24 protein-coding genes are annotated in these 26,628 nt (G+C 43.3%); 14 read left to right on the top strand and 10 right to left on the bottom strand.

The annotated features are described in order from the left end of the window. Positions 1-57: 57 nt before the first annotated feature. The 4 genes from QVA83_RS04670 to QVA83_RS04655 are packed head-to-tail and all read right to left on the bottom strand — an operon-like array spanning position 58 to position 5,007. A complete protein-coding gene (locus QVA83_RS04670) occupies positions 58-2,178 on the bottom strand; it encodes a putative bifunctional diguanylate cyclase/phosphodiesterase (protein WP_014977420.1) in 2,121 nt (706 codons plus the stop codon). A 9-nt stretch (positions 2,179-2,187) separates the two neighbouring features. Continuing rightward, complete coding sequence (locus tag QVA83_RS04665; protein WP_014977419.1) at positions 2,188-2,673, bottom strand: Rab family GTPase; 486 nt, start codon at positions 2,671-2,673, stop codon at positions 2,188-2,190. A gap of 12 nt (positions 2,674-2,685) precedes the next feature. Next, the gene (locus tag QVA83_RS04660) at positions 2,686-4,452 is read right to left on the bottom strand and encodes an OmpA family protein (RefSeq protein WP_287498170.1); all 1,767 of its coding nucleotides are present in this window, start codon (positions 4,450-4,452) and stop codon (positions 2,686-2,688) included. A gap of 3 nt (positions 4,453-4,455) precedes the next feature. Beyond that, positions 4,456-5,007 carry a hypothetical protein gene (locus QVA83_RS04655; protein ID WP_014950727.1) on the bottom strand — a complete coding sequence of 184 codons (552 nt, stop codon included), beginning with the start codon at positions 5,005-5,007 and terminating at the stop codon, positions 4,456-4,458. A 414-nt stretch (positions 5,008-5,421) separates the two neighbouring features. On the opposite strand from QVA83_RS04655, the gene dusA reads away from it, so the two are divergent. The 10 genes from dusA (at position 5,422) to QVA83_RS04605 (ending at position 14,887) form a co-directional block, all read left to right on the top strand. Beyond that, entirely contained in the window at positions 5,422-6,396 is a 975-nt protein-coding gene (gene dusA / locus QVA83_RS04650; protein ID WP_240491616.1) for a tRNA dihydrouridine(20/20a) synthase DusA, read from the top strand. Positions 6,397-6,588: 192 nt separating this feature from the next. Then, a complete protein-coding gene (locus QVA83_RS04645; RefSeq protein ID WP_287498169.1) occupies positions 6,589-6,876 on the top strand; it encodes a hypothetical protein in 288 nt (95 codons plus the stop codon). 332 nt (positions 6,877-7,208) lie between these two features. Next, positions 7,209-7,877, top strand: a complete 669-nt coding sequence (gene pspA, locus QVA83_RS04640) for a phage shock protein PspA (protein ID WP_014950724.1) — start codon at positions 7,209-7,211, stop codon at positions 7,875-7,877. Between the two features lie 61 nt (positions 7,878-7,938). Further along, positions 7,939-8,139 carry a PspC domain-containing protein gene (locus QVA83_RS04635; RefSeq protein WP_014950723.1) on the top strand — a complete coding sequence of 67 codons (201 nt, stop codon included), beginning with the start codon at positions 7,939-7,941 and terminating at the stop codon, positions 8,137-8,139. Continuing rightward, a complete protein-coding gene (locus QVA83_RS04630) occupies positions 8,139-8,501 on the top strand; it encodes a hypothetical protein (protein WP_287498168.1) in 363 nt (120 codons plus the stop codon). The genes QVA83_RS04635 and QVA83_RS04630 overlap by 1 nt, the downstream gene beginning before the upstream one ends. 154 nt (positions 8,502-8,655) lie before the next feature. After that, positions 8,656-9,648, top strand: coding sequence for a DUF2333 family protein (locus tag QVA83_RS04625; RefSeq protein WP_014950721.1), 993 nt, complete (start codon positions 8,656-8,658; stop codon positions 9,646-9,648). A 3-nt stretch (positions 9,649-9,651) separates the two neighbouring features. Next, complete coding sequence (locus QVA83_RS04620; protein ID WP_287498167.1) at positions 9,652-10,407, top strand: TIGR04219 family outer membrane beta-barrel protein; 756 nt, start codon at positions 9,652-9,654, stop codon at positions 10,405-10,407. Between the two features lie 199 nt (positions 10,408-10,606). Then, positions 10,607-12,430 carry an assimilatory sulfite reductase (NADPH) flavoprotein subunit gene (locus tag QVA83_RS04615; RefSeq protein ID WP_287498166.1) on the top strand — a complete coding sequence of 608 codons (1,824 nt, stop codon included), beginning with the start codon at positions 10,607-10,609 and terminating at the stop codon, positions 12,428-12,430. Beyond that, positions 12,430-14,151 carry an assimilatory sulfite reductase (NADPH) hemoprotein subunit gene (gene cysI / locus QVA83_RS04610; RefSeq protein WP_287498165.1) on the top strand — a complete coding sequence of 574 codons (1,722 nt, stop codon included), beginning with the start codon at positions 12,430-12,432 and terminating at the stop codon, positions 14,149-14,151. The genes QVA83_RS04615 and cysI overlap by 1 nt, the downstream gene beginning before the upstream one ends. Then, positions 14,141-14,887, top strand: a complete 747-nt coding sequence (locus QVA83_RS04605; RefSeq protein ID WP_014950717.1) for a phosphoadenylyl-sulfate reductase — start codon at positions 14,141-14,143, stop codon at positions 14,885-14,887. The genes cysI and QVA83_RS04605 overlap by 11 nt, the downstream gene beginning before the upstream one ends. Here the strand turns inward: QVA83_RS04605 and QVA83_RS04600 are convergent. After that, complete coding sequence (locus QVA83_RS04600) at positions 14,884-15,720, bottom strand: TIGR03899 family protein (protein WP_287498164.1); 837 nt, start codon at positions 15,718-15,720, stop codon at positions 14,884-14,886. The two genes, QVA83_RS04605 and QVA83_RS04600, sit on opposite strands and share 4 nt — an antisense overlap. A 214-nt stretch (positions 15,721-15,934) precedes the next feature. On the opposite strand from QVA83_RS04600, the gene QVA83_RS04595 reads away from it, so the two are divergent. Then, on the top strand, positions 15,935-18,160 hold the full coding sequence (locus QVA83_RS04595; RefSeq protein ID WP_014950715.1) for a bifunctional diguanylate cyclase/phosphodiesterase: 2,226 nt from the start codon (positions 15,935-15,937) through the stop codon (positions 18,158-18,160). Here the strand turns inward: QVA83_RS04595 and QVA83_RS04590 are convergent. Beyond that, complete coding sequence (locus QVA83_RS04590; RefSeq protein WP_239302153.1) at positions 18,157-18,735, bottom strand: uracil-DNA glycosylase family protein; 579 nt, start codon at positions 18,733-18,735, stop codon at positions 18,157-18,159. The two genes, QVA83_RS04595 and QVA83_RS04590, sit on opposite strands and share 4 nt — an antisense overlap. Positions 18,736-18,849: 114 nt before the next feature. Between QVA83_RS04590 and QVA83_RS04585 the strand changes: the two genes are divergently transcribed. After that, on the top strand, positions 18,850-19,155 hold the full coding sequence (locus tag QVA83_RS04585; RefSeq protein ID WP_014950713.1) for a hypothetical protein: 306 nt from the start codon (positions 18,850-18,852) through the stop codon (positions 19,153-19,155). A 56-nt stretch (positions 19,156-19,211) separates the two neighbouring features. Here QVA83_RS04585 and sthA read toward each other — a convergent pair whose 3' ends face one another. Further along, entirely contained in the window at positions 19,212-20,633 is a 1,422-nt protein-coding gene (sthA, locus tag QVA83_RS04580; RefSeq protein ID WP_014950712.1) for a Si-specific NAD(P)(+) transhydrogenase, read from the bottom strand. Between the two features lie 179 nt (positions 20,634-20,812). After that, positions 20,813-21,940, bottom strand: a complete 1,128-nt coding sequence (locus tag QVA83_RS04575; RefSeq protein ID WP_014950711.1) for an acyl-CoA desaturase — start codon at positions 21,938-21,940, stop codon at positions 20,813-20,815. Positions 21,941-22,281: 341 nt separating this feature from the next. On the opposite strand from QVA83_RS04575, the gene fabR reads away from it, so the two are divergent. Further along, a complete protein-coding gene (fabR, locus tag QVA83_RS04570) occupies positions 22,282-22,878 on the top strand; it encodes an HTH-type transcriptional repressor FabR (RefSeq protein WP_014950710.1) in 597 nt (198 codons plus the stop codon). 110 nt (positions 22,879-22,988) lie between these two features. On the opposite strand, the gene trmA is transcribed toward fabR, so the two are convergent. Beyond that, positions 22,989-24,086 (bottom strand): tRNA (uridine(54)-C5)-methyltransferase TrmA, encoded by a 1,098-nt coding sequence (gene trmA, locus QVA83_RS04565; protein ID WP_287498163.1) that lies wholly within the window; start codon positions 24,084-24,086, stop codon positions 22,989-22,991. A 176-nt stretch (positions 24,087-24,262) separates the two neighbouring features. Between trmA and QVA83_RS04560 the strand changes: the two genes are divergently transcribed. Further along, positions 24,263-25,576 carry a DUF5610 domain-containing protein gene (locus QVA83_RS04560; RefSeq protein WP_287498162.1) on the top strand — a complete coding sequence of 438 codons (1,314 nt, stop codon included), beginning with the start codon at positions 24,263-24,265 and terminating at the stop codon, positions 25,574-25,576. Positions 25,577-25,655: 79 nt separating this feature from the next. Here the strand turns inward: QVA83_RS04560 and QVA83_RS04555 are convergent, their stop codons facing one another. Continuing rightward, a complete protein-coding gene (locus tag QVA83_RS04555; protein WP_014950707.1) occupies positions 25,656-26,120 on the bottom strand; it encodes an RNA recognition motif domain-containing protein in 465 nt (154 codons plus the stop codon). Between the last annotated feature and the right edge of the window lie 508 nt (positions 26,121-26,628).

Here is a 26,628-nt window from a genome sequence, read left to right as displayed (position 1 = left end):
AAAAGCCGGATCGTACTCCGGCTTTTTTGTTTATGGCTGATGAAGCTTTGCTTAAGCTTACTTTAGCTTTTGCGCTAAAGTTATAAATTCAGGTATGGCAACGGGGCGCTGATATAAGTAACCCTGACCATAAGCACACCGATGATTTTGCAAAAACTGTTGCTGCTGTTGGGTTTCAATACCTTCTGCAATAATCTTAATGTTTAAGTTGCTCGCCAGTCCAAGAATAGCCTGAACGATAGCTTGGTCGTCGGTGTTTTTCTCAAGTTCACTGACAAAGGAACGGTCAATCTTAAGCTCATCGATAGGCAGTTTCTTCAGATACACCAGTGAACTAAAACCTGTACCGAAATCGTCAATCGACACGGTGATCCCCATTGCTCGAAGCTCGTTGAGTAATACTGAAACGGTATCCAAGCTTTCCACAAACACGCTTTCGGTTAACTCGATAGATAAGTTTGAGCCGGGGAGTTGGTGATCTTCCAATGCGTTTTTAATTTGGTTTAGTAGTGCTAAATCTGACACTTGGCGGCCAGAGATATTAATGGCCAACCTAATGTCTAAATTAGAAGCCTTTAACGCTTCTATAGCATCACAAGCTTCATTGATAAGCCACTCGCCGAAAGGGAAAATGAGTTCACTTTTTTCAGCAAGAGGAATGAACACTTCTGGGGAAATAAACTTACCTTCCGGCGTTATCCATCTTGCCAATGCCTCGCATTTAACAATTTTGCCAGTCTCTAAATCGACAATAGGCTGCAAAAAGAGTTTGAGTTCATTGTTTTCGATGGCAGAACGTAGCTGACTCTCAAGCTCGCTAATTGCATGATGTTGTTTGTGTAGTTCTTCACTGTAGGTAAGTACCACATTGCGACCTTGGTATTTAGCGGCCTGCAAGGCGATGTCAGCACACTGAAGAAGTGATTCGGTTGACGGGCAGTGTCGGGGAAAGTTCGCTTCGCCAATATTTATGCCTAAATTCGGCTCGCTGCCATTGAGAACGGTATAGGTTTGAGTGAGCTTTTTGACTAGCTGCTCAATATACTCGGCACTGGTAAGTTCGTTAAAGGTATCTTCACGTTTCACCAATGCAAACTCATTGCTGCCTATTCTCGCTATAAACCCGCTGTTGCCGACAAAGGTCTGCAGTCGCAGTGCGAACGATTTAAGGATCTCGTCACCCGACTGATAGCTAAGTGATTCATTTATCTTCTTAAAGTCGCATATATCTATGATGAACAACTTGAATGCGATTTCTTCCTGAACCAGTCTTCTTACTGTATCGGTAAACAAATTGCGATTGGCTACCTTTGTTAACGAGTCCATTCCACTGGCAGTTAATACGCTCTCTTCTTTATTGTGAATATGGGTAATATCGGTAAGTAGGTAAACCCAATGGGTTAACTCATCCCCTTGTAATACAGGGTGAATGGTAACCTGAAGCCACACACCATAATCGTCAACAGGTTGCCAATAAAGCTCCCCTTGCCAGGGGGCTTTTCGCTGCACCAGTGCGGGAAGAAACGTTGCCGGCGCATCAATATCAGTAAGAAGCTCGTTGACGCGAATAGAGCTTGGCGTTGTGCTATTACACAGCAGCAATCTATGAGACGCTTTGTTGTCCAATATCAATCCGCCTTTGTCGTCTAAAATGACAACGCCGGTTTCCAGGTTGTGAATAGCTTGCTGAATGGGCGGAACGAGCTTTTGAAGTCGGGTGTTCTTGCGTAAAACACCATTTAATTTGTGCCTAATATACTCATGCTGACCTACAATTTCGTGATGGCTTAGCAATAATTCCCGCGCGGCTTGCAGCGTTTTACGTTTTTCGTCAAATTGCTCTTCTACGTTTTTAACGACCAAATAGCGAGAACCCGATTCGCTATTAATTGCCAATGCTTCTAAGCGAAGTACTTGGCTCTCATTGTGCTCCGTCCAAAAGCCAGATGAAAGCGTAAATGACGTTTCGCCTTTCCATACTTCGTCGGCATCGAGAAAAAAGTCGTCTAAAAAAATGGAGGGGATATGCTTCTTTTGCAGTTTGTTGTTTTCGTCAATCGTAACAACATTTCCTAGCCATGGAAGTTCTGGCGTTAAGCATTCAATGTCGCTTTCGGAGTTACACCTAAATAGCGCGCAGTTAGTAATGCCCAATGCATTTAATAAATGAATATCCATGGCAATCTCCTACCAAAACGCAATTGTACTGAATAAACTCTCTACATTTTCGCCGGTCTTTGCGCTGGTCTTCGTTAGTGAAGCGAATTTTTGAGCGTAAGAATTGAGTTCTTCCTCACTCCAGTGCCAACTTGTGGGGAGATCGGTTTTATTTACAACAAAAAATGCGGGGATATCGGGGTAGTGTTCGCGTGCGAGTTCTAGAATTTCCATGCCTTCAAGCAAGGATTGAGACCGAGTTTGGTCAACTACAATAATGTAGGCGCTTGCGCCGCGAAGGTAGCGAGGGTTGAAGCCACAGTATCTGTCGATACCTTCTAAATCCCAAATTAGAAGCTGAACGCCGCGTCCGTCTTTATTGACTTGTTTCTTGTCTATTTTTACGCCAATAGTGGTCTTGTATTTTTCGGAGAAAATACCTTCAACGAACTGTTTTATCAGGCTTGTTTTGCCAACACCAGTGGGCCCTAAAATACATACTTTTTTCTGTATCACTGCAAAGCTTCCCTACTGCTGCTCACTGGATATTAAAACGTTTAACATGACTGAACGCCCCATTGATGCTTTCTGCAATGGTAGCTCTCCTAAGCTTACAGGTATAAGAATATCACTTTCTACGCCAAGTGAAATTAATGAATTCACAACATTCTCTGCTCGTTTTTGACTCAATGCGCGATTTCGTGCGCTTGAGCCTGAATTATCACTGGCACCCATTACAACAATACTGACAACAGTTTTTGTCTTGTCAGCAAGGGTTAACAATTGTTTTATGTCGTTTGCCAGAGGTTCTAATTTTGCTAACTGTACTTCAGAAAGCGCTTCTTGGTTAGTAGCAAAAAGTACATTTTGTGAGGAAACCTTATTAACTAGTCGGTTCAATGCGGCCTTCTGGAGCTCAGCATTGTCAATTTGATAGGCTGCTTTGACGTTTAGCGCGGTGGTATCAACGTTAACTGTCGAAATACCAGGAATAGCGTTTATTTGCTGAGTAAAGTTAATTGCGGTTGGGGTGAATACGGTTCCTGAAATAATAAAGCTATGGTCATCACCTTTTTTAATTAATAGGCTTTCTGATTCGCTGAGTGGATAGTCGCTCACGAGCTTTTCAAGTTTGCGTTCAACCACACTTGGTTTTAAAGAAACAAAGGGTTCTTCAATAACAGTAACTCTTTCTGCATCGATGTTATTATCGCTAAACCATTGTTCGATGCTGGTAGCGACTGGGTCGCGAAGGACTTTAGCGTGCACATTCCCATTGGAAACATAAGTATCAGTTACTATGATGCCAGGTGGAGGGGGAAGCTCGTGCAAGTCGCTTTTTAAGATGCTTAGCGACAAACGCATAAAAGACAGCACTGCAAGTGCGGAAAAAATCACCAGAAGCACTAGTGCACCTATTAATCGGTTTGATTTTTTTCCTTCACCCTCTTTTCTTTCGCTTATTAAGCAGTCTGAAAGAATGGTTTCGCAACCGTCGAAGGGCGCATTGTCACCTTCATAAGTGAGCAACGGTTGTTGATAAAAATGATGAAAGTCTTCCAACGCCTGTTGAAGTTTTCCGCGTACCTCTGGAGGAATACTGCCCGTAACCGCAGCAACAAGCAGCGCTTGTGGCCCAATTTTTATTAGCAGCGTAAAGTCTTCCGTTTTTATCTCGCCGAGCTCGTTTTCTGACTCGGTACTGGTAACGCCAAACGCATCTGCCACAAAGTCATTAATGGCCACTAGCATTGACGAAATTAAGTCTGCGTCTTTTTCTTTATCAGGATCTGAAGAAATGCTGTGAAGTAACGTGCCGGTCTCTCGATGAATGACCAGCAGCTGTTGGACTTGGTATTGGTAAATTTGAGATGCGACAAATTCAGAATACCTGACTCCGGACTGCCAAGCTTTGAATCGCCAAGATACGCTTTTGGGACTTAAGCTGTTTTCGATAAGTGCGTTAGTGCGCTCGACAAACTCAACAAGAAATGAAGATACCGCCTTTCTTACAAGCGTGCCAACCAAGGGATAAAGTGTACCAACAATCTTGTCGCTATTAGCATCTATAGAGCGGTGAAGCGACTTCTCTACAAGAGGAACAAGTACTTTGTTAACTGAGCCGTCCTTCGTTTCGCGTTCAAAGAGCGCTTCAGAAACGACGTTTGTCACGATGCCTTTCGCATCGCGATTCAACTTTTCTTGAACGAACTTGTCGTCCCTTCCAATGAGTAGCTCTCTGACTTTGTCTAGAGAGTTGTCAGATAGCTCCGACGGCGGCACTTTTTCAGTCATTAATTAATGATCTGTAGCGAGGTTGGTGGCCATAGTCGAAAGTAAGTTTGCCAACGTTTTTCTATCGGTTTTACTTTCTGAAAGCTCACTGGTTACCTGCTGAAGCTTCTCTAGCAGCTCTTGGTGACGCTTACTAAATAAATTATCAAGCGACTCTAGTTCTTTAACCACATGAGCTTCCAATGCATCGTTGTCATTCTTTGCAGCAGTTTCCGCTATCTCCAATTCACTTTGCAATTTGTCAGTGGTGTTTTGAAGTTGCTCTTGCACGTTACTGTGGTTGTCGTTAGCACTGGCCAACTGATTCGATAATTCTGTGATCTGTTGGTCAATAAGCTTACGTATATCGTTAAACTGATTATCAAGATGCGTATTCAGTTTAGAGAAGCTGTCGTTAACCCGTGACTCCAACGCAGAAAGATCTGCACGGAATGCACGGTTTGTTTGACCAAACAAAATTTCTCTAAGTTGAGCAAGTTCGTCTGCTGGTTTGGGCGCGCCCTCAGTTTGAGTTACGTCTTGCGCTTGCTGATCCTTCGGCTTCTTGTCCGCCATAAAATGTCTCCGGAAGGCGCAGTTCTTTGCGTTGAACACGCTAATGAGCTGCAATCACATTTTTGTCTGTGCTAATAATTATGGTTATTACTTTATACAATAGCCGCTAATCGTGAACTTTGAAATACGCTAAAAGCATAATAGTGGCAAATACCTACAAAAATCCTTATACAAAAAACGCCATCTTTTCAGTAAGTTGAATAATCTATGAAGATTTACTTATGCGTTCTACGATTTGAGCTGTTTTTTAAGGCTGGAATAGGCCTATCAAATAATGGCAAGCGACATTGTTTTTTTATTGAACATAGGTACTATACGCCGCTCGCGCATATGCGAGGTATATAAGTAATAACTGTGTCTGAGGTTCCTGTCGTGTCTATCACTCCACTAAATCGTAAATTCTCTGTCGCTCCAATGCTGGATTGGACAGACCGCCATTGTCGCTACTTTTTACGATTAATGTCTAAGCACACACTTCTCTATACAGAAATGGTAACCACAGGCGCGATCATTTACGGCAAGGGTGACTATCTGGGTTACAACCAAGAGGAACACCCTGTTGCTGTTCAACTGGGCGGAAGCGATCCGTCTGACATGGCCAAGTGTGCTGAGCTATCACAAGCGCGCGGTTATGATGAAGTTAACATAAACGTAGGTTGTCCAAGTGATCGAGTTAAGAACGGTAGCTTCGGTGCCTGCTTGATGGCTCAGCCAGAGGTGGTAGCAAGTTGTGTCAAAGCCATGCAGGCTGCGGTAGATATTCCCGTTACGGTAAAGTGCCGTATTGGCATTGATGATATGGACGAAGATGAAGACTTCGCTCGTTTCATCGATACCGTGGCAGATGCCGGATGCGATACCTTTATTGTTCACGCAAGGAAAGCGTGGCTACAGGGATTGAGCCCAAAAGAAAATCGCGAAATTCCGCCGTTAAACTATCCGCGGGTTCATAGACTTAAACAGGCTCGCCCTGAATTATCTATTAGCATAAATGGTGGGGTTAAAACGCTAGAAGAAACCCAGCAACAGCTAGAACTTGTTGATGGCGTTATGGTAGGGCGTGAGGTTTACGCCAATCCTTACATTATGGCTACCGTAGATAAAGAGATTTTCGGAGATACTGAAGCTCAGAGCATGTCACGCCGAGAAATTGTGCTGAAAATGCAGCAGTATATTGAACGCCAAGACGATCCCTATTTCAAACCCTGGCATGCAGCTCGGCATATTTTGGGTCTTTATCAAGGGCAAGCGGGTGGACGTATTTGGCGTAGATACTTAAGCCAAAATGGAACAGGAAAAAATCCAGATCCCAATCTGCTGCTAAATGCGCTAGACGCTGTAGAAAGTGCACAAAAGGATGTCGCTGCGTTTAATAGTCAAAAAGACTAACGATTTAGTAATTTTGACCAAAGTTTAATATTTGTTCAATTCTTTTAAGCTCGCTGTCTCGCGAGCTTTTTTATTTAAATTTATATATATCAATGCCTTAAGTGTTTTAAAAGGAGTTGGCACAGCTCTCGCAATCCTCTAAGTATCGCAACAACGGCGTGTTGTTGCACTGACTAACTTCAGAGGGAAATTATGAAAACTTCACTAATCGCAGCAACTTTACTGACAGCAAGCATGGCAAGCAGCGTAGCAAATGCAGAAGAGTCAGTGCTTCAAACGTTTTTAACTAATGTGGTTTCAAACGCAGTGGCTACCACATCACAGGAAATTAAGGCTGACGTGTACCAAGCAGTAGCAAACGCAACGTATCACTTTGAGCTAAGCCCACAAGAAGTGCGCGGAAGTGGTAAGGTCAGCGTGACTGATTTAGTTGTTGCTACCCGGTCTGAAGGTAGTTCTACAGAACAAGATGCCGACTAATTCGATATTGGTATCTAGCAAAAGCGCCGAAAGGCGCTTTTTTTGTGCGTGTAGCACAGTGACTCAAACATTAAAAACGCAAAAAACAGGGGTGGTCAATTTAACAAACTTGTTGGTTAAATACGCTAAAAAATTGTATTTGGTCGCTTGTTGAACAGTTGGTGATTTCCGGAATCAAATTAAAGTCCTTTGAAAACAGTGCCTTAAATAAATGGCACGGTGATTGTAATAGTTAGAGTGTTGAGGAGAACTCAGTCAGCGGTAACCAGCGGTCAGCGTAACTAAGAATAAGTGCTGGAAACCACAACACTACTTTTAACGGAGAAATAATCATGGGTATGTTTTCGCGCATTAACGATATTGTTCAAGCAAACATCAACGCAATGTTAGATAAAGCGGAAGATCCTGAAAAAATCATTCGTTTGATTATTCAAGAAATGGAAGAAACCTTAGTTGAGGTTCGCACTGATGCAGCGCGCTTTATTGCTCAGCAGAAAACCCTTGCACGCCATATGGCATCAGCAAACAAAGAAGTGGAAGGGTGGCAGCACAAAGCACAGATCGCAATGAATAATGACAAAGAGTCATTGGCTAAAGCCGCACTAATCGAAAAACAAAAGTATGTTGCAAAGCTAGCTTCTCTTGAAGAACAAGAAGCGCATATTGCAGAAAGTATCGAAAAAATCCAAGGCGATACTGCGCGTCTGAACAGTAAGTTAGCCGAAGCAAAAGCCAAGCAAAAAACGCTGGTTCAACGCAAGCATTCAGCGCAAACACGCTTAAAAGTGAAGCAAGCTGATCACGAAGGAAAAATTGATGATGCCATGATGCGCTTTGAGAGTTACGAGCAGCGCATTGATCATCTAGAAGCGCAAGTTGATGCGTACGACCTAACAAAGTCGAATGAAGCAACTTCACTGCAGGCCGAGTTCGATGCAATGGAAGCAGATGAAGCTATCGAAAAGGAATTGGCTGAACTTAAGAAGAAGAAGGTCGCGTAGGCGACCTTGAGAGCCGCAGCCCGCATTGTAGATATCGAAGTAAGCATTTTTGGAGAAGATGATGAAAGTACCATCACAAAAACGAATTTATAGAGACCTTGATTCTGGAATCATTTCAGGTGTGTGTGCAGGAGTTGCACGTTATTTTGATATAGATGCAGTATGGGTTAGAGCGGCAGCTGTAGCAGGCTTGTTCATCGCTACGCCTATTACGCTAGTGGCTTATATTGCAGCCGTTATCTTATTACCGAGATTAGTGTAATGAAGAACTTTCTGATTGCATTGGTCATCGCCATTATTTTGGTGAATTGTTTAAGCAGCTTAGTAGATAGCTGGTTGGGTATGCACTTAATCGTGTCAGATGAATTGCTAAGTCCTTGGGAAAACGTAGCAGTGTTATCGCTAGTCGGCGTAGTCCTCGCTATCGTTGGTTTTGTTGTTGCTGTAAGCGTTATGGGCACAATTCTTTTAGCGCTAGGCGCAGGATTTTTAGCATTATTAGTGGTGGGAGTAAGTGCATTTTGGCCAATTATACTTATCGCGATAGCGCTATATGCTTTGAAAAATCGAAACTCTGCCGCTTATAAGCAGCAAAATGACCGAAATATGCACCATAATGTATAATCATCATAATTTTATTTAAGTTGTGTTAACGTAGTAAAAGATGGTGATATAAAGACGACCGTCACAAAGGTTTCGCATTTTTCACATAGTATTAAGACTACAAATAGCTGACCTCCGTCGGCTATTTGTTATTTAAAAGGAAGGTTGGTGTTATATGAGACAATCTATTAACTCAAAACGGATAGCGATTGTCGCTGTAGTGATAGTTTTACTTTTCTGGCTAATAGGATGGTATTGGAGCCTATCCCCAGACACGTTTGATGTTAGACAACGTTTAAAGCAAAACTCGCCTGTTGAGAATCCAACTAATATTGCGGGTTACACATTAACAACAACTATGATTGATGTGTCGGAAACCTTACTTGATAAGCCTGGTGGATATCTTTCTAACGATATCACGCCTCCTGGCATCTTTTTAGATAACATGCCCGCATGGGAATTCGGAGCGCTGGAAATGGTGCGAGACCTTGCACTCTCTATGCGTAAAGACTTCAGCCGCTCTCAGTCCCAATCTATTGAAAATCCATACCTTACAAAAGCTCACCCTAAGTTTAATATGGATCACAAAAGCTGGGCGTTGCCTTCTTCTGAATCGAGTTACTCTGACGGTATAGAGCTTCTAAAAAAATACCGTGACGAGCTAGCGAATACCCGAAACACCGACAGTCAGTTTTATACTCGCGCAGACAACTTGCGCGAATGGTTGAAACAGGTAGAAAAACGGTTGGGCAGTTATTCACAAAGACTTAGTGCCAGCGTAGGATCAGCTAGATTGAACACTGATCTGGCGGGTGACTCGAATGCAAAGCAGTCTTCTCCTGTAGCCAGCCAGCGTGTAGTTAAAACGAGTTGGTGGAAACTAGACGATAATTTCTATGAGGCACGCGGTGCTACGTGGGCTTTACTTCACTTTCTAAAAGCCGTGGAAATTGAATTTTACGACGTATTGGAAGATAAGAATGCATTGGTTAGTCTTCAGCAAATTATTCGTGAACTGGAAGCGACACAGCAGTCGGTATTCAGTCCAATGATTTTAAATGGTAGTGGATTTGGCATGTTAGCGAACCATTCTTTGGTAATGGCAAACTATATTTCTCGTGCAAACGCTGCTTTAATTGAACTTTCAGAACTTCTTAATCAAGGATAATTAATGAAAAAGGGTCTTATAGCTGCCGCATTGGGATGCGCATTAGTTTCAGTTTCATCTCAAGCAGACACTATCGCAGGCGTATATGTTGGAGCCCAGGTATGGCAAACCGACACGCAGGGCGGTTTTGCTGATAGCAACAACACCGCTGACTTTAACTTTGATGATGAGACCAATACGGCGCTATACATTGCCTTTGAGCATCCTGTACCGTTTTTACCTAATATAAAAGTAAATCACACGACATTAGATAACTCGGGCACCACAACGCTTCAGTCTGAATTCACTTTTGACGGCGAACTGTTTACTGAAAGCACCACGGTTAATACAGATGTAGAGCTTGATGCTACAGATTTCATTTTGTACTACGAGTTATTTGATAACGATCTAGTGAGCTTTGACTTAGGTGTTAATGCGAAGTACATCGACGGCGCACTGTTCGTTGTGGATAGAGCGAGTGACACAAGCGGATCTGCAGAATTCTCTGGTATTGTTCCAATGGCCTACTCAAAGGTTCAGCTAGGTTTACCGTTTACTGGTTTATCAGCATACTTTGAAGGAAGCTATTTGTCGTTCGACGACCATGAGCTTAGTGATTATCAAGCTGTAATTCAGTACTCGTTTATTGAAAGTTTAGCGGTTGATATGACGCTTCAGGTGGGTTACAGAAATGTAACGGTAGATATTGAAGACCTTGATGATGTGTACGCTGATATGGAATTCGATGGTGTATTCGCAGGGCTAGAACTTCACTTCTAAGCCTCAACTACGGATTTTAAAGGGCGGGGCTGCGATTGCAGCCTCGCCCTTTTTTGTTGCTTCTCGCCCAAATTCAATTGTGTTATTACCTATTCGCACAGTCATTAGCACTTTCAGTAATAAAAAAGTTTCATTTATTCTTTTCTCTTCTTGAAGAAAGCCGTTAGCCTTAGCGCCATTGATAAAAGGCTAAAAGACTATGTCACAAGATTCTAATTCGAACTCAGCGCCAGGCGCGGTATTAAACGAACAGCAGTGGAATGCAATAACGCAAGCCATTGCAGGCTTAAATCGTGATCAACTTACTTGGGTAAGTGGTTATGCTGCGGGCATGGCTGCTGCACAAGGTGGTTCGGTTGCACCAATGATGCAAGGCACTCCTGCAGTAGCGGGTGACGCGCCAACGCTTACTATTTTGTACGGTTCACAAACCGGTAATGCGAAAGGTGTTGCAGCGCAGTGTCAAGCGAAAGCAGAAGAAGCGGGCTTTAATAGCAAGCTGGTTAGCATGGCAGATTACAAGCCACGTAACTTGAAAGCAGAAACTCACGTTGCGGTATTTGTTAGTACCCATGGTGAAGGTGATGCACCAGACGATGCTATTGAGCTACATGAATTCTTGGCTGGCAAAAAAGCCCCGAAGCTTGCTGATACCAAATATGCAGTTTTGGGTTTAGGTGACAGTAGTTACGAGTTTTTCTGCCAAACGGGTAAAGACTTTGATGAACGCTTAGGTAAGCTTGGCGGTAAAGCTATTGTAGAGCGTCTGGACTGCGACGTTGATTATGAAGCGGAAGCCGAAGCATGGCTGAGCAAGCTCATCGACTCGCTAAAAGACGATTTTAGTGCAGCTCCGCAAGCAGCGGTAGCTGCGCAAACTGGCGCGGCGGTGCAGGGTGTAGCAGCGCAAACTTACACCAAAAAAGCGCCGTTTAAAGCGACCTTAATTGACGCACAAAAAATCACAGGTCGTGATTCTGTTAAAGATATACGCCATATTGAAATAAGCCTTGAAGATAGCGGAATCACCTACAAGCCAGGTGATGCGCTTGGTGTATGGTTTAAAAATGCAGCATCTCTAGTGTCAGAGCTTATTAGTATCTTGTCATTAAACGGCAATACAGAAGTGTCTCTGGCTGACGCGACCATGTCACTCACCGAAGCATTAACGTCGAAGCTTGAATTAACCTTAAGTTACCCTAATTTCATTAAGTCATATCAAGAGGCGACAGGCTCTGAATCATTGGCTACATTGATGGAAGATAAAGCGCAGCTGCGTACCTACATGGCCGAACGTCAAATTATTGATATTGTGCGCGACCATCCGGGTAAGTTGTCTGAACAACAGCTTGTAGATGCTTTGCGACCGCTAACGCCTCGCTTGTACTCGATAGCATCAAGCCAAGCCGAAGTGGAAGAAGAAGTACATTTAACCGTAGCTCACGTTGACTATGAAGCGTTTGGACATCGTCATCAAGGCGGCGCATCTGGCTTTTTGTGTGAATATCTAGAAGAAAATGGCGACGTAGAAGTGTTCGTAGAAAGTAACGATAACTTCCGTTTGCCCGCTGATCCAAATACGCCAGTGATCATGGTCGGCCCGGGTACGGGTATTGCACCATTTAGATCGTTCATGCAAGAGCGTGACGTACAAGGCGCAGAAGGCAAAAACTGGTTGTTCTTTGGCAACCCACATTTCACGCAAGATTTTCTATATCAAGTGGAATGGCAAGGCTACGTTAAAGAAGGCCTGCTAGACAAAATTACGCTGGCATTTTCTCGTGACCAAGAGGAAAAAGTGTATGTTCAGCACCGTTTACTAGAAAACGGTAAAGAGGTGTATGAATGGCTAGAGCAGGGCGCACACTTCTATGTGTGTGGCGATGCAATGCACATGGCGAAAGATGTAGAGAACGCCCTAATTAGTATTGTGCAAGAGCATGGCGGTAAATCTGAAGCCGATGCAAAAGCCTATGTTGTAGAGTTACGTAAAGCGAAACGTTATCAGAAGGATGTCTATTAATGAGTAACGAAAAATCACCATTTATCGTTGAGGGCAAACTGGCTGACAACGAGCGTTTAAAGCGTGAAAGTAATAATTTGCGTGGCACCATCACTACCGATCTTAAAGATGATCTTACTGGTGGTTTCACCGCTGATAACTTTCAGCTTATTCGCTTTCACGGTATGTACCAACAAGACGATCGTGATATTCGCGCTGAGCGTGCAAAGCAGAAACTTGAGCCGCTTCACAATGTGATGTTGCGTGCCCGTTTACCTGGTGGTGTTATTACGCCTGACCAATGGTTAGCGATTGATAAGTTTGCAGCCGATCACACCATGTACGGCAGCATTCGTTTAACAACCCGTCAAACTTTTCAGTTTCACGGTGTGTTAAAGCCTAAGATTAAGTCCATGCACCAAATGCTAAACAAGGTAGGCATCGACTCTATTGCTACGGCAGGCGATGTAAACCGAAACGTACTATGTACGTCAAATCCGGTTGAATCTGAGCTTCACCTTCAGGCATTTGAATGGGCGAAGAAAATAAGTGAACATTTACTACCTAAAACCCGCGCGTATGCTGAAATTTGGTTAGACGGTGAAAAAGTCGAAACGACTGAAAAGCCTGTAGAGCCTATTTTGGGTGATAACTATTTACCGCGTAAGTTTAAAACGACGGTGGTGATTCCTCCGCAAAACGATGTAGATGTTCACGCGAATGATCTTAACTTTGTTGCGATTGCTGAAAATGGACAGCTAGTTGGCTTTAACATACTTGTCGGTGGTGGTCTTGCAATGACTCACGGCGACAAGAGCACGTACCCGCGTAAAGCCTCTGATTTCGGATTTATTCCGCTTGAAAACACGCTAGACGTTGCCGCAGCGGTTGTAACAACTCAGCGTGATTGGGGGAACCGTGTTAATCGTAAGAACGCGAAAACCAAATATACGTTAGAGCGTGTTGGGGTAGACAACTTTAAGGCTGAAGTTGAAAAACGCGCAGGCGTGACTTTCCAAGACAGCCGTGCGTATGAATTTACGGGACGTGGCGATCGCTTTGGCTGGGTTGAAGGTATTGACGGTAAATATCACCTGACCGTATTTATTGAGAACGGCCGTATTTTAGATTACCCAGGTAAAACGCTAAAAACAGGCTGTGCCGAAATTGCGAAGATCCACAAAGGTGATTTCCGCTTAACGGCAAACCAGAATTTGATTATTGCCGGTGTAGCGCCGCAAGACAAAGACAAAATTGAAGCATTAGCCCGCGAACATGGCTTAATAGCGCCATCGATTTCTAACCAGCGACTTGACTCAATGGCCTGTGTTGCATTGCCAACCTGTCCGTTAGCCATGGCAGAAGCTGAGCGCTACTTGCCAGATGCCGTTACGGAATTAGAAGGTTTGCTTGCCAAACACGGATTGGAAGAAGACAGCGTAATCTTCCGTGTAACAGGCTGCCCGAATGGCTGTGGTCGCGCGATGTTGTCTGAGGTTGGCTTAGTAGGTAAGGGCCCAGGCAAATACAATTTGCATTTGGGTGGAAACCGAGAAGGTACACGTATTCCACGTATGTATCGAGAAAACATAAGCGAACAGGAAATCATGGCAGAACTAGATTCACTGTTTGGCCAGTGGGCCAAAGATCGTGAAGCGGGTGAAGCCTTTGGTGATTATGTTGTTCGCGCTGGTGTTGTAAAACCAGTAGTAGACTCCGCACGGGATTTCTATGACGAATAATACAGCGATTAAGCAGCAACCACTAACGCTTGATATCAGTAAGGAAGCCCTTGCTGATATCAATGAAACGTTAGAGAAAATGACAGCGCAGGAGCGAGTAGCTTGGGCGCTGGACAACTTGCCTGATACTCATATTGTGTCTTCAAGCTTTGGAGCACAATCGGCGGTTATGCTGCATATGCTTACCCAAGCACAACCGGATATTCCTGTTGTGCTTACCGACACAGGCTATCTTTTTCCTGAGACATATAAGTTTATTGATGAACTTGTAGAAAAGCTCAATTTAAATTTGCATGTGTACAGCGCAGAGATGTCTTCTGCGTGGCAGGAAGCGCGCTTTGGCAGACTTTGGGAACAAGGCATCGAAGGTATTGAGAAATACAATAAGATGAACAAAGTTGAGCCAATGCAGCGCGCCTTACGTGACCTGAAAGCAGGTACGTGGTTTGCAGGTTTGCGTAGAAGCCAATCAGATACCAGGGGAAAGCTTCCAGTTCTACAAAAAGTAGGGCAGCAGTTTAAACTTTACCCGATCATTGATTGGAGCAACAAAGACTTACATTACTACCTGAAAGATAACGACTTGTCTTATCATCCGCTTTGGGAGCAAGGGTATGTATCCATCGGTGATTGGCATACCACGCAGTCGCTCCAAGAAGGAATGAGTGAGCAAGACACGCGCTTCTTTGGTTTGAAACGCGAGTGTGGATTGCACGAATTTGGTGATGGTATTTAACTTACGTTAAATACCTCGCCTAACACCGACTTAATGCTGGTTAAATACGCTTCATTAGGCGACTTAGTCACTAATTTATACAGCTCACTGCCGACCGAAGTGAACTTGTAATACACCAAAGCAACCCCCGACGTTTTACTGGTTAATGAAATATTTTCATTTATGCATCGCCAGGTTACTTGCTGACCTTCATCGTATTCGGCGCTTTCAATTTCGCTGGTATAAATCAACTTCATCTCTTGCAAAGACAACAGATCAGGGTAACTCAACCCTACGTTGGCTAAGTTAATTTGCTCAGGAACAGGGCGTCTCAATAGTGAAAGCAAGCCTTTGCGTTTGTGATACCCCACAAGAATACGCGGGACCGCATCGTTATTTCTTCTACTCGCAACATTCACAGCCTTATTGAATACTTGTGCATCCCTATGCGTTAGCGTCTTTAATAGCTGCAATGTACGAAGGGAAAAACTGCCCGGGCGAGCCACCTCAACGGCAAAAATCTTTCCCCATAATTCCTGCATGGGCGGGCTGTAAATTTCCTCAGCCATGGTACTAAATGCGAAAAACCAGTCGGGATCAAGATTATCGCTAGTTTGTTCGTTGATCGTCACATTTAATGCTATATTTAATACAGCTTGAAGATTGCTCGCTTTTTGGGTTTCTAATATTTGTTTTCTTCTTTCTAGTGCATGCTTTTGCTTTTTAGGATCAGGGGACATCATAGAGGGGCTTATACCCACTCTGGCAAACCAGGAAAGCATGCGTTGGCGACTAGCATCGGTTTTCACTGCGTTGCTGGCCGCTTTTTCAGCCGCAGGCGATTCGGCTGTCACCTTTACAGTCTTCTCTTCCGTTTCCTGTGGTTTTTTAACCTCAGGGGAAAAGTGCTGGGATGTAATCTTCATAAATGCTTAAATGATCGAATGTAAAATGGCATGTAACATGAGAGCACTATTGCATTGCGTAACCCATTTATCAATGTAATCGTTGCCTTAATACAATGAGTAGCGCATTCTTGTTTTGTTTGTATCGAGGAAATGAGCGGTAATGTCGGCAATGGATTACGATAACGACGAATTAATTTTTTTAGATGATGATGGTTCAGTTGAAGAGCAAACCTTATTGGGCAAAGACTGGAACATTCTTATTGTCGATGACGATGAAGAGATTCACACCGTAACGCGTCTCGCGCTATCTGATCTCATCGTAAACGATCGCAAATTAAACTTCATCCACGCTTATTCAGCAAAACAAGCCAAAGAAATGCTGCACGAATATGGCAACAGCATTGCCATAATTTTACTTGATGTCGTTATGGAGACTGATGACGCGGGTTTTGATGTTGTTAAATACATCCGCGAGGACATGAAGTTAGTTGAACCTCGAATTATCTTACGTACGGGCCAGCCCGGCTACGCGCCTGAAGAGCAAGTCATTAAAGTTTACGATATCAATGACTATAAAACCAAAACAGAACTTACTCGCGCCAAATTACTAACTACTATCATTTCCTCACTACGCTCTTATCAGCAAATTGTAACGATTAGTCAAAGCCGTGCTGGTTTAGAAAAAATAATCACCTCTTCAGCCAACTTGTTTGAAGAACATTCGGTGAAAGAGTTTTGCGAAGGTGTAGTTACTCAGATTAGTTCGCTTATTGGTCTAGATTCCGAAGGTTTATTGTGCGCAAGAGCGGGTTCTTTGCTAGACCGAGAGGACGAAGAGGTTTACGTGCTTGGCGCTGCGGGTGAGTATGCGAAATTTATAAACCAGCCTGTGTTCACGCTTAAAAACCTTGAAATTGAAGAAAACATTAGTCGGTGCCTACGTCTTAAAAAGCACATTTTTGAGCCCAGTTGCTCTGTGCTGTATATCAGCCGCGCAGGTTTTGAAGCTGCCGTATTTGTTCGACAAACCCACGAGATTAGTGAGCTAGACAAGCACTTGCTTGAGGTTTTTCTATCCAGTATTTCAGTGGGATACGAAAACGTTAATCTTTTCCATGAATTGAGAAATGCGGCGTTCAGAGACTGGTTAACCCGTCTGCCAAACCGCAATGAGTTTATCAATATGCTCGATAAACCTCATTTGTTTGCCGGAGAAAACTATAGCGTAGCCCTTATCGACGTAAATCACTTTTCCGATATAAATGATGGCTTAGGGCAAGAAGTCGGCAACGAATTGTTGCGAGCTATAAGCGATCGCTTTCAATCTTCTTTCGATAGCATAGTGAAAAAAGGCCGCATAGGTGCTGATGTATTTGGTCTTATTGGTCCTGACGATTTGGTATGCCCCAAGTCCATTAACAACATTTTCCAATCTTCATTTCAGGTAGGTGATCACACCCTTCCGGTGAATATAACACTTGGATTGTGCAAGTTAGACAATAAACGCCACATCGGCATTGAGATTTTAAAGCGCACGAATATTGCGTTAAACCGTGCTAAGAAAAACCTGACAGATAACTTCGAATATTACGCCAAAGATATTGAAGATCAGACGACTTGGCGCCTAGATATGATTCGCCAACTCCGAAGCGACTTTGCAGCAAGAAAGCTGGAGCTGTGGTTTCAGCCGCAAGTGGACTTACTGAATGAAAAAGTTGTTGGCATGGAAGGCTTACTACGCTGGCCCAATGGTGAAGGGGGATATATTTCTCCCGCCGTATTTGTGCCACTTGCTGAGTATTCAGGTCTTATCGTTGATATCGGTGAATGGGTGCTAGAAGAGTCATGCCGTCGTCTTCAGGAATTGAAAGAAAAAGGCTACGGCCATCTAAGAGTTGCCGTTAACATCTCTATTCCGCAGTTCCGCGACAGGTTATTTGTAGAAAAAGTTAAGCAGGCACTATCTAACGCCAACTGCGACCCAAGCCTTTTAGAGCTAGAAATAACAGAAAGCGTGGTGATGGATGAACCGCAAATTGTAATAGATGCATTGCGTTCGTTAAAAGAATTTGGGGTGAAAATAGCCATTGATGACTTTGGAACAGGCTTTTCCTCCATGAGTTATCTACAGCAGCTCCCGTTAGATCGATTGAAGGTCGATCGTTCTTTTGTCAAAGACATTAAACCGGGTGCAAGCGCAGTGCTTGCTGAGACCATTGTGACTTTGGGTAACAAGCTAGGCTTATTGACTATTGCCGAAGGCGTAGAAAAAAGAGAGCAGGCGAGTTACATGATAAAGCTTGGATGTGACGAAGCACAGGGCTACTTGTACGCGAAGCCTATGCCGTTCGATGCGCTTTTAGCGTTTCTGGAAGAGCACGACTAAACTTTTAATACAGATTCGACAGTGTCTCGCAACTTGGGAAGGATATCTAATTCAAACCAAGGGTTTTTAGCGAGCCACCTGTTGTTTCTTCCTGACGGGTGGGGCAGTACGAAATGTGTTTCAGTCGGACTGCGTACAGCTTCAGTTAACGTTTTGTGTTGCGGTAAATAATACTGTTGCGAGTAACGTCCCACGTAAAGCGTTACTTTAGGTTTTAAATGAAGAAGAAAGTCATTATGCCAAGCGGGAGCACATTCTTTTCTTGGCGGAGCATCGGCTCCATTTTTATAACCTGGAAAGCAGAAGCCCATTGGCAGCACCGAAATTAAGCTAGGGTTATAAAAGGTCTCTCTCGAGACAGACAACCAATCGCGTAACCGATCTCCGCTGGGATCATCAAACGCAATGTTGCGTTCATGAGCTTTCAACCCCGGTGCTTGCCCAATAATAAGCACTTTAGTTGATGGTGCAGTGCTAAATATGGGGTTGGGTTGATGCGGTAGGTGAGGGGCACACAGTCTACAATTTCTCGCTTTAACCACCAGTGCATCGTGGCCTTTCACATTTTTCTCCAAATATTTCTCTTTGTCATACTTTTGTCACAAAACTATGATCTCAGTTTGACTATCTTATGTATATACAGTATGTTTAATAGTGACAGTAGTAGACTGTAACACAGGAGAAGAAACATGCGTAAAGTAGTACTAACCCTAGCTCTATCAGCGGCCTTTGGTATTGCGCATGCGGAATCTGGTGATAACCAGCTTTTCGATTGCATGGATGCGAAAACATTCGAAATGAATAACCAATGTATGTCTGACAAAATCGGCAATAACATTCGTTTCCGTGATGCACAAGCAAAGTTGATCGACATTGCAAGCGATAGTCAGGGTGACTACGCCATTGCAACAATGACGTTCGATCAAGAAAATATGCACATCGACATCGTAGCACATAAAGATTCGCTTAACGCGCTTGCTGCGAACCGTAACTAATTTCTTAGTTAACGCATATTAAGCCGGCGACAATCTCGCCGGCTTTTTTGTGTCCGTTAGAAAATTCTATTAAGTCCATTAATAGCAGCAACTCGATAAGCTTCTGCCATGGTTGGATAGTTAAACGTAGTGTTAACGAAGTAATCTATGGTATTGCCTTCGCCCTTTTGCTGCATGATCGCTTGGCCGATGTGAACAATCTCGGAGGCACGTTCACCGAAACAATGAATGCCCAAGATTTCTTTAGTTTCGCGATGAAACAAGATTTTCAGACTTCCTGTCTGCGTTGACGCGATTTGGGCTCTGGCCAAATGTTTGAACTGAGCTCTTCCCACTTCATAAGGCACTTTTGCTGCAGTAAGCTCTTGCTCTGTTTTACCAACAGAACTTATTTCTGGGATGGTGTATATGCCTGACGGAATATCTTCTACCAATGCCGAATGTGTTTTTATGCCAAGCATAGCTTCAGCGGCAAAGCGACCTTGGTTATAAGCCGCAGATGCTAAACTTGGATAGCCAATGACATCGCCGACTGCAAATACATTGTCTACGTCAGTTTGATAATTTTCGTTAACCTTGAGTTGGCCTCTGCCATCGGCTTTTAAACCAATATTCTCGAGTTTAAGTGTATCTGTATTACCCGTTCTTCCGTTAGCAAACAAGAGACAATCTGCGCGCATACGCTTGCCCGACTCTAAGTTTAAAATAACCGAGTCATCGGTAGCTTCAACCGAAGAATAGGCCTCATTGTGCCGGATGAGTACGCCATTGTTCCACAGGTGATAACTGAGCGCGTCCGATATCTCGTCATCAAGAAATGACAGTAAGCGATCGCGCATGTTTACGAGGTCAACTTTTACGCCTAGTCCTCTGAAAATACTGGCATATTCAGAGCCAATGACCCCAGCGCCATAGATAATTATTGATTTGGGATCGTGATCTAAAGATAGGATAGTGTCTGAGTTATAAATACGCGGGTGATTAAAGTCGATGTCTTTAGGACAATAAGGACGCGACCCTGTGGCAATAGCAATTTGGCCTGCAGTGACAGTATCTTTAGAGCCATCTTTACGGGTTATCTCTAACGTATGCGCATCTACGAAACTGGCTTCGCCGTGAAATAGCGTCACACGATTTCTGTCGTAGAAAGAAGAGCGAAGTCGAGTTTGGCTTTTCACCACACCGCTAGCATGGCGCATGATGTCTGAAAACGTAAGGCTTTTACTTAAGTGGTTGTCGGCAAACAAGGGAGAAGAGTTATATTCAATAAGACGACTTACTGAGTGACGAAGTGCTTTCGATGGAATGGTTCCCCAATGGGTACAACCTCCTCCCACTGCCTCGTAGCGCTCAACAACCGCCACTTTTTTTCCGGCTTTGGCAAGCTGCATTGCAACGCCTTCACCACCAGGACCTGTGCCAATAACGATAGCGTCGTAATGATACGACGGGGCTTTGGTTTTTTGCTTCGTTGCCATCTTACTTTCCCATGTTGTTACTTTTGTAATGCGATGTCACCACTAGGTTAGCCGTAATACAAAATGAATGATTCTGGTTTTAGTATAACGACCTTATCCAACTATAGAATAAAAAAAAACCACATAAGCAGACACTTATGTGGTTTTTAGCGTTCAAACGTATAAAAGAGGGCGTTAATTTACGCCATTTGCAATGACAAACTATGCAACTGTGTCCATTTCTCTTTCTGTACAGCAAATGCGTGTTTCAGCTCTTTGTACTTGTATGCAAGCTCAAGCCCTTCGATACTGCGCTTTAGAGTGCGTTGTTTAACGCGCATAACACGTTTTTTCGTGGCGTAGTATTCACTCATGCGCTGCATTAACAAGTCGTATTCTTCTTGAATGGTATGCATCATTTCTTCAGCATTAGGCAGTAGCGATACTTTTTCACTTGCTCTTTGCAGCTGCATTGCTGCTAACGCTTTCTCGATGCGCTCTTCTGGCACTTTGCGAAGGTTGGATGTCAGTCCTACCAGTGATAATCCCTTAATAAGCCATTTTGTAGGATCAAACTGATACCAGCGAATGCCATTACGATAGTCGTACTCAAAGATGTGATGGTAATTGTGATAACCTTCACCAAAGGTAAAAAACGCAAGAATACCGTTATCTCGTGCTGTGTTCTTATCGGTGTAAGGCTGGCTACCCCAAAAATGAGCAAGAGAATTGATAAAGAAGGTTACGTGATGCACTAGCACCAGGCGAAGTACACCGGCTACCAAGATCATGCCTAATACGTCACCATTTAAATAGCCCAGAAGACCTGTGATACCAAAGTTGGCCGCCAGCACGATGGGCAAATAGTAGTTATGCTGCCACATCACCACTTTATCTTTTTGAAGATCTTTACAGTTACTGTAGTCATCGTAACGTTTGGCCTGATACTCACGCAACATCCAGCCGATATGCGCAAACCAAAGCCCTTTCTTGGCAGAGTAGGGGTCTTTGTCGTTATCATCAACATGACGATGATGAACGCGATGATCTGACGACCAGTGCAAAATACTATTTTGCAGCGCCATAGCGCCACCAATCGCAAGGATCACACGAACAACCACATTGGCGTCGTAAGTTTTATGCGACCATAAGCGGTGATAGCCGGCAGTTATAGACATACCGGTAAAGTAAAATAGGAATATAGCCGCACCGATTTCTGCCCAATCGATGCCTTGATACGCCACCCATAGCGGCACACCAATAAACGCAATGGCGCCAGATATAATAAATACCAGCACATTAGTAAGGATAAGAGGAGGTTTTTTCATTTTATACAACTTGGCTTACAACTGTTCGCTAATTTATCGTTTTACGAGGCTTCAGGCAAGCAAAACCCAGATTAGTTCTGCTTACATGTGTAAAGTTTAATTATAGTAAAGCTACGCTGAAGCGCTCGTTAATTGTGGCTTTTTCTGCTTAATGCTTGTTTATAAAAGAGATGATTCTGTTTCTCTTTCCCCACTGGTGTGTGTTGCGATAAACTACACATGCTAGTCTTTGATGTACGAAGTTTGATTGCGTTAATGGCTATACAGATGACGTAAGGGCTTCAACCCCAAGCGCTAAAAATCATCAAGCCGTTCAGAGCTAATCAACCTATGGTGCGAATGTGAGTCGACAAGAACAGAAATTAAAAACCCGCCAAAATATCATTCATGCTGCGTTTTCTTTGCTCGATGAAAATCGCAGCTTATCGGCAATCAGCTTGCGTGAAGTTGCCCGAGAGGCAGGTATAGCACCTACGTCTTTTTATCGGCACTTCAAAGATATGGACGAATTGGGTTTAACGCTGGTGGATGAAGCCGGTTTAGCATTGCGGCAGCTTATGCGTCAGGCAAGGCGGCGTATAGCCTCTGGAGGTGGCGTAATACATACTTCTGTTGAAACCTTCATGGAATTTATTGCGGCAAATACAAACGTATTTCGTTTATTACTACGCGAGCATACTGGTACGTCGTCGGCTTATCGGTTGGCAGTATTTAGAGAGATTCAACACTTCATCGACGAGTTGACCGACTACATTATTGAACAGCAGGGCGTAGAATACGCATGCGCGCAGCTTCAAGCTGATGCTATGGTAAGGCTCGTATTCAGTGCTGGGGCAGAGGCATTAGAAGCAGACGATAAACTTCGCCGAGAAATCGGTGAGAGAGTGAAAGCGCAGCTTCGCTTCGTTCAACTAGGTGCAACGCAAAAAAGCGTATAATTGAATTAGTGGTTTAAGTCCACATCGTTTGCTCTAATCAAAGCCACCTTATTTTAATACGTCTTCATAGGCCTTTGTGACTCCAAAGGCCTTGTCAATTTGTACCAAAACTAACTTTTGCGTGTAAGTAAAACGCCAGCCTCAATGTGATGAGTAAACGGGAATTGATCGAATAATGCCGATTGAGCAACGTCGTGAGTTTCGCTTAAAAGCTCAAGGTTTTGCGCCAACGTTTCAGGGTTACACGAGATATACACGATATTATCGTAATCCTGAATCATTCTAAGCGAGTCTTCATCTAACCCAGCTCTTGGTGGGTCAACCAATACAGTTGTGAAATTATATGTACTTAGATCAATGCCTTCTAAGCGACTAAACGTACGTTCACCTTTCATAGCCTGAGTAAATTCTTCAGCGGCGAGTCTTACGATCTTCACATTGTTGAGCTGATTTTGTTCAATATTAAACTGCGCAGCTTGTACAGAGGGCTTGGCTATTTCGGTCCCCACAACATTATCGAAGTGAAGCGCTAGCGGCAGTGAGAAGTTACCTGCACCGCAATACATCTCCAGTAAATCGCCAGAGAGCGGCTTTACGCAATCTAGTGCCCATTCAATCATGCTACAGTTCACTTCGGCATTGGGCTGAGTGAAGCTATTTTCGATATGCTTAAATATGAATTCTTTGCCATTAACGGGTAAGCGCTCAATAACAAAATCGTTGTCGATAATAAGCTTTTGTTTTCTCGCACGGCCGATGATGTTTACTTTCGGAAAGTGAGCCTCGAGTTTCGCCTTTAATTCTTTTGCAGCCTCTTGCCACTTCTCATCTAGTTGACGATGGTATAAAAGGCTGATGACAAGCTCGCCAGATAGTGCAGAAAGATAATCGATTTGAAAAAGCTTCTTTCTTAGCGCTTCATTTGGTCTTACTTCTTTTAACAACAGCGCCATAGCATCGTTTATTACTTTACAAGCAGGAGGAAAGCTATCTACGCGGTACTTTTCTTTTGTTTCTTGGTTGAACATGATGTGAAACAAATCATCGCCCTCATGCCATACTCTAAATTCGGCGCGCATACGGTAGTGCGTTGGTTGCGATGGAAATACGGTTAAGTCAGGCGCATTGAACGGAGAAAGTAACGCAGTAAGACGTTCTACTTTTTCGTCCAACTGAGCTTGATAGCGTTGTTGTTCGGTCGCGGTCATAAAATTCTCCATTCAATGTTGAGGTCGCGAATTGTAGTCCCTTATAAAATAACTGCAACAAGCGCTATCTACTTCTGCATTATTATTAGGAACGACCCAGTAAAAAAAGCTGTATTAAAATTAAACAATACTGATTCTTTGCCGATAATAAGATTGAGGATAGTGAGGATCAAATTATGAACGTGGGTCAAATTAAGGCTTTTATGGGCGACCAGAAGGTCGATCAAAAAGCAGATCAAAAGGCATCAGTTCACCCGAACGAAATGTTGAAAAAGCAGTTACAGCAAGACGGATTGCAGCAAGCGGCTGAGTTTTCTAAACAACAAGCGGCATCAGTATCTGTTTCCAGTAGCCAAACTAGCATCGGCTTACGTGTGGTGAGTAGCAGCCTTAACCAAGCGTTAGTTATAGATGGCCAAAAGCCACAAGAAGCCAAAGAGAAAAGCATTGAAGATAAGTCGAACAGTTTGTTCGACTTTGAAAAAGTTGCCAGAAACGTACTTAAGTTCGTAGGTGGCGTTATTAGAGGTGCGGCAATCGGTGGTGCCAGCGAAGAAAAGCTTAATGGCTTATTTAGCCAAGCGAGAGAAGGCGTAAGCCGTGGATTCGCTATGGCTGAAAAAGACCTCGCTGGTTTTATGAATGAAGAGATTGAGCAAGGAATGACAAAAAGCCGCGATCTAATCGATACAGGAATAAACGATCTGGAAACTGACATATTTGGTCGCCAGCAGCCGAACGCTATAACGCTTTCGTCCTTAAACGCGGTAGCTGCATCGGATGAGAAAAGCGGAAGCTTGCTGATTCGAACTAAAGATGGCGACGAAGTGAGTTTTAGTTTTGAGAGTCTTCGCTCGTTCCAAGCGTCTCAACAACTTAATTTCCAAGCACAGGCATCTCAGGAGCAATCAGGCGGTAGTGGCGAGCAAGGCGAAAACAATTTTTCAGCGTCATACCAACAACAAACTTCGTACCAATACTATGAGCGAAGCGGTATTAGCTTTTCATTGAAAGGCGAGCTTGATGAAGATGAGTTAGAGTCGATAGCTGATTTGGTTGGTCAAGTTCAGGATCTCGCCGACACCTTTTACAGTGGTGACATCGACAAAGCATTTGAAGAAGCGTTAAGTTTAGGCTTTGACGATAAAGAGTTAGTTGGCTACGCGTTACAGTTAAATAGAACAACACAGACCGAAGTGCTAAAGACGTATGAGAACATCCAACATTACAATGAAGACAAAAGCGATAATTCGAAGTTTGGAAATGTGGTTAGCCCTATAGCGCAATATCTAGAAAAGATGATGGATACTTTTGCTAATGCCGAAAGTACGTTAGGAAGTAACGAAGACTATAATACCTTAATAGGTGGGTTGATTAATGAGATGAAAGACGTGCAAGTGCCAGATCTTGTATCTGCTATAAATAGGTTTCATGCTTTCAATCAAACGTTACTTAATGGACTTCCTCAATCTGCTGAGACAAGTGAATAACTAACTATTTGTTAATATAAAAGCCCGGTAGCGAAAGCTAACCGGGCTTTTTTATAGCCTATAAACCGTACTCACAAAATTATGCGTGTTCGACTTTGTCTTTTGCAGGGCGAACTTTTAGGGTTCGCTCCTGAAAGATTGAGTCGTTAGTTTTATCGATAACGCTGTTTAAGTCGTCAGTTACAACTTCGATAAAACCGTATCCTTTTCTTTTTCCAGTTTTACGATCCTTCATTAAGCGAACCGACTGTACTTCAATAAAGCTACTGAAGTATTCCTTTACTGCGTTCTCGTTTGCTCTATAAGGCAAATTACCCACATATAAAGTTTCTACTGATCCGTCATTAGAATGTGCTCTGGCATCTGAGGAAGATGGACTTTGAATAAGAGACGCTAGCCAAGGAGTAACGATACCGCTGATCAGCAGAGCTGCTGAGACGGTCAGTGGAACATGGACGTTTAAACTAGCAGAAGAAAATAACAAGTAACCTGCAATTGCAAAAATAGCGCTAATAACAGCGCATTGAATAAAGCCTACTTTCATATACCTACCTTTCTATTGTTTATTATGGTGTTGGAGGCTGTATATAGTTTACTCATTTGTAACAAATTGAACAATAAAATGTGAAAAAACTAGTCTAAAGATGGATTGAGTCGCTAGAAATGATGCAGAAATGAGCGGTTAACACCAAAAGTGGCTTAAAAAGCAAAAAAATCCAATTTAAGTGTTGATCTTTCACAAGAGGTATCTATAATGCGCTCCACGTTCTGAGGGGGCTTCGAGAAAAACAAAGCCAACTCAGCAACAAGTGCGAAACCAAGTTTTCAAACAAATAAAAAGTTTAAAAACATGGTTGACATCGAAAATAAACGATGTAAAATGCGCACCTCACTCGAACAGGGTGAGTCACTAAGAAGTAACGGCTTCTAGTAAATGTTCTTTAAAAATTTAGACAAGACAATCTGTGTGGGCACTCGTTAAGAGTGTCACAACGACGATTCATATTTCGATATATTTAATTGAAGAGTTTGATCATGGCTCAGATTGAACG

Source organism: Alteromonas sp. AO-Serp (assembly GCF_017849675.1).
Classification (GTDB): domain Bacteria; phylum Pseudomonadota; class Gammaproteobacteria; order Enterobacterales; family Alteromonadaceae; genus Alteromonas; species Alteromonas macleodii.
The sequence above is the reverse complement of the archived record's forward strand: the minus strand, read 5'-3'. Positions and strand labels throughout refer to the sequence as shown.

Bases quoted from the DNA above. Each gene is read 5' to 3' on its own strand.
- QVA83_RS04670 (WP_014977420.1), bottom strand. From the start codon at position 2,178: ATGGATATTCATTTATTAAATGCATTGGGCATTACTAACTGCGCGCTA.
- QVA83_RS04660 (WP_287498170.1), bottom strand. From the start codon at position 4,452: ATGACTGAAAAAGTGCCGCCGTCGGAGCTATCTGACAACTCTCTAGAC.
- QVA83_RS04655 (WP_014950727.1), bottom strand. From the start codon at position 5,007: ATGGCGGACAAGAAGCCGAAGGATCAGCAAGCGCAAGACGTAACTCAA.
- dusA (WP_240491616.1), top strand. From the start codon at position 5,422: ATGCTGGATTGGACAGACCGCCATTGTCGCTACTTTTTACGATTAATG.
- QVA83_RS04645 (WP_287498169.1), top strand. From the start codon at position 6,589: ATGAAAACTTCACTAATCGCAGCAACTTTACTGACAGCAAGCATGGCA.
- pspA (WP_014950724.1), top strand. From the start codon at position 7,209: ATGGGTATGTTTTCGCGCATTAACGATATTGTTCAAGCAAACATCAAC.
- QVA83_RS04635 (WP_014950723.1), top strand. From the start codon at position 7,939: ATGAAAGTACCATCACAAAAACGAATTTATAGAGACCTTGATTCTGGA.
- QVA83_RS04630 (WP_287498168.1), top strand. From the start codon at position 8,139: ATGAAGAACTTTCTGATTGCATTGGTCATCGCCATTATTTTGGTGAAT.
- QVA83_RS04625 (WP_014950721.1), top strand. From the start codon at position 8,656: ATGAGACAATCTATTAACTCAAAACGGATAGCGATTGTCGCTGTAGTG.
- QVA83_RS04620 (WP_287498167.1), top strand. From the start codon at position 9,652: ATGAAAAAGGGTCTTATAGCTGCCGCATTGGGATGCGCATTAGTTTCA.
- QVA83_RS04615 (WP_287498166.1), top strand. From the start codon at position 10,607: ATGTCACAAGATTCTAATTCGAACTCAGCGCCAGGCGCGGTATTAAAC.
- cysI (WP_287498165.1), top strand. From the start codon at position 12,430: ATGAGTAACGAAAAATCACCATTTATCGTTGAGGGCAAACTGGCTGAC.
- QVA83_RS04605 (WP_014950717.1), top strand. From the start codon at position 14,141: ATGACGAATAATACAGCGATTAAGCAGCAACCACTAACGCTTGATATC.
- QVA83_RS04595 (WP_014950715.1), top strand. From the start codon at position 15,935: ATGTCGGCAATGGATTACGATAACGACGAATTAATTTTTTTAGATGAT.
- QVA83_RS04585 (WP_014950713.1), top strand. From the start codon at position 18,850: ATGCGTAAAGTAGTACTAACCCTAGCTCTATCAGCGGCCTTTGGTATT.
- sthA (WP_014950712.1), bottom strand. From the start codon at position 20,633: ATGGCAACGAAGCAAAAAACCAAAGCCCCGTCGTATCATTACGACGCT.
- QVA83_RS04575 (WP_014950711.1), bottom strand. From the start codon at position 21,940: ATGAAAAAACCTCCTCTTATCCTTACTAATGTGCTGGTATTTATTATA.
- trmA (WP_287498163.1), bottom strand. From the start codon at position 24,086: ATGACCGCGACCGAACAACAACGCTATCAAGCTCAGTTGGACGAAAAA.
- QVA83_RS04560 (WP_287498162.1), top strand. From the start codon at position 24,263: ATGAACGTGGGTCAAATTAAGGCTTTTATGGGCGACCAGAAGGTCGAT.
- QVA83_RS04555 (WP_014950707.1), bottom strand. From the start codon at position 26,120: ATGAAAGTAGGCTTTATTCAATGCGCTGTTATTAGCGCTATTTTTGCA.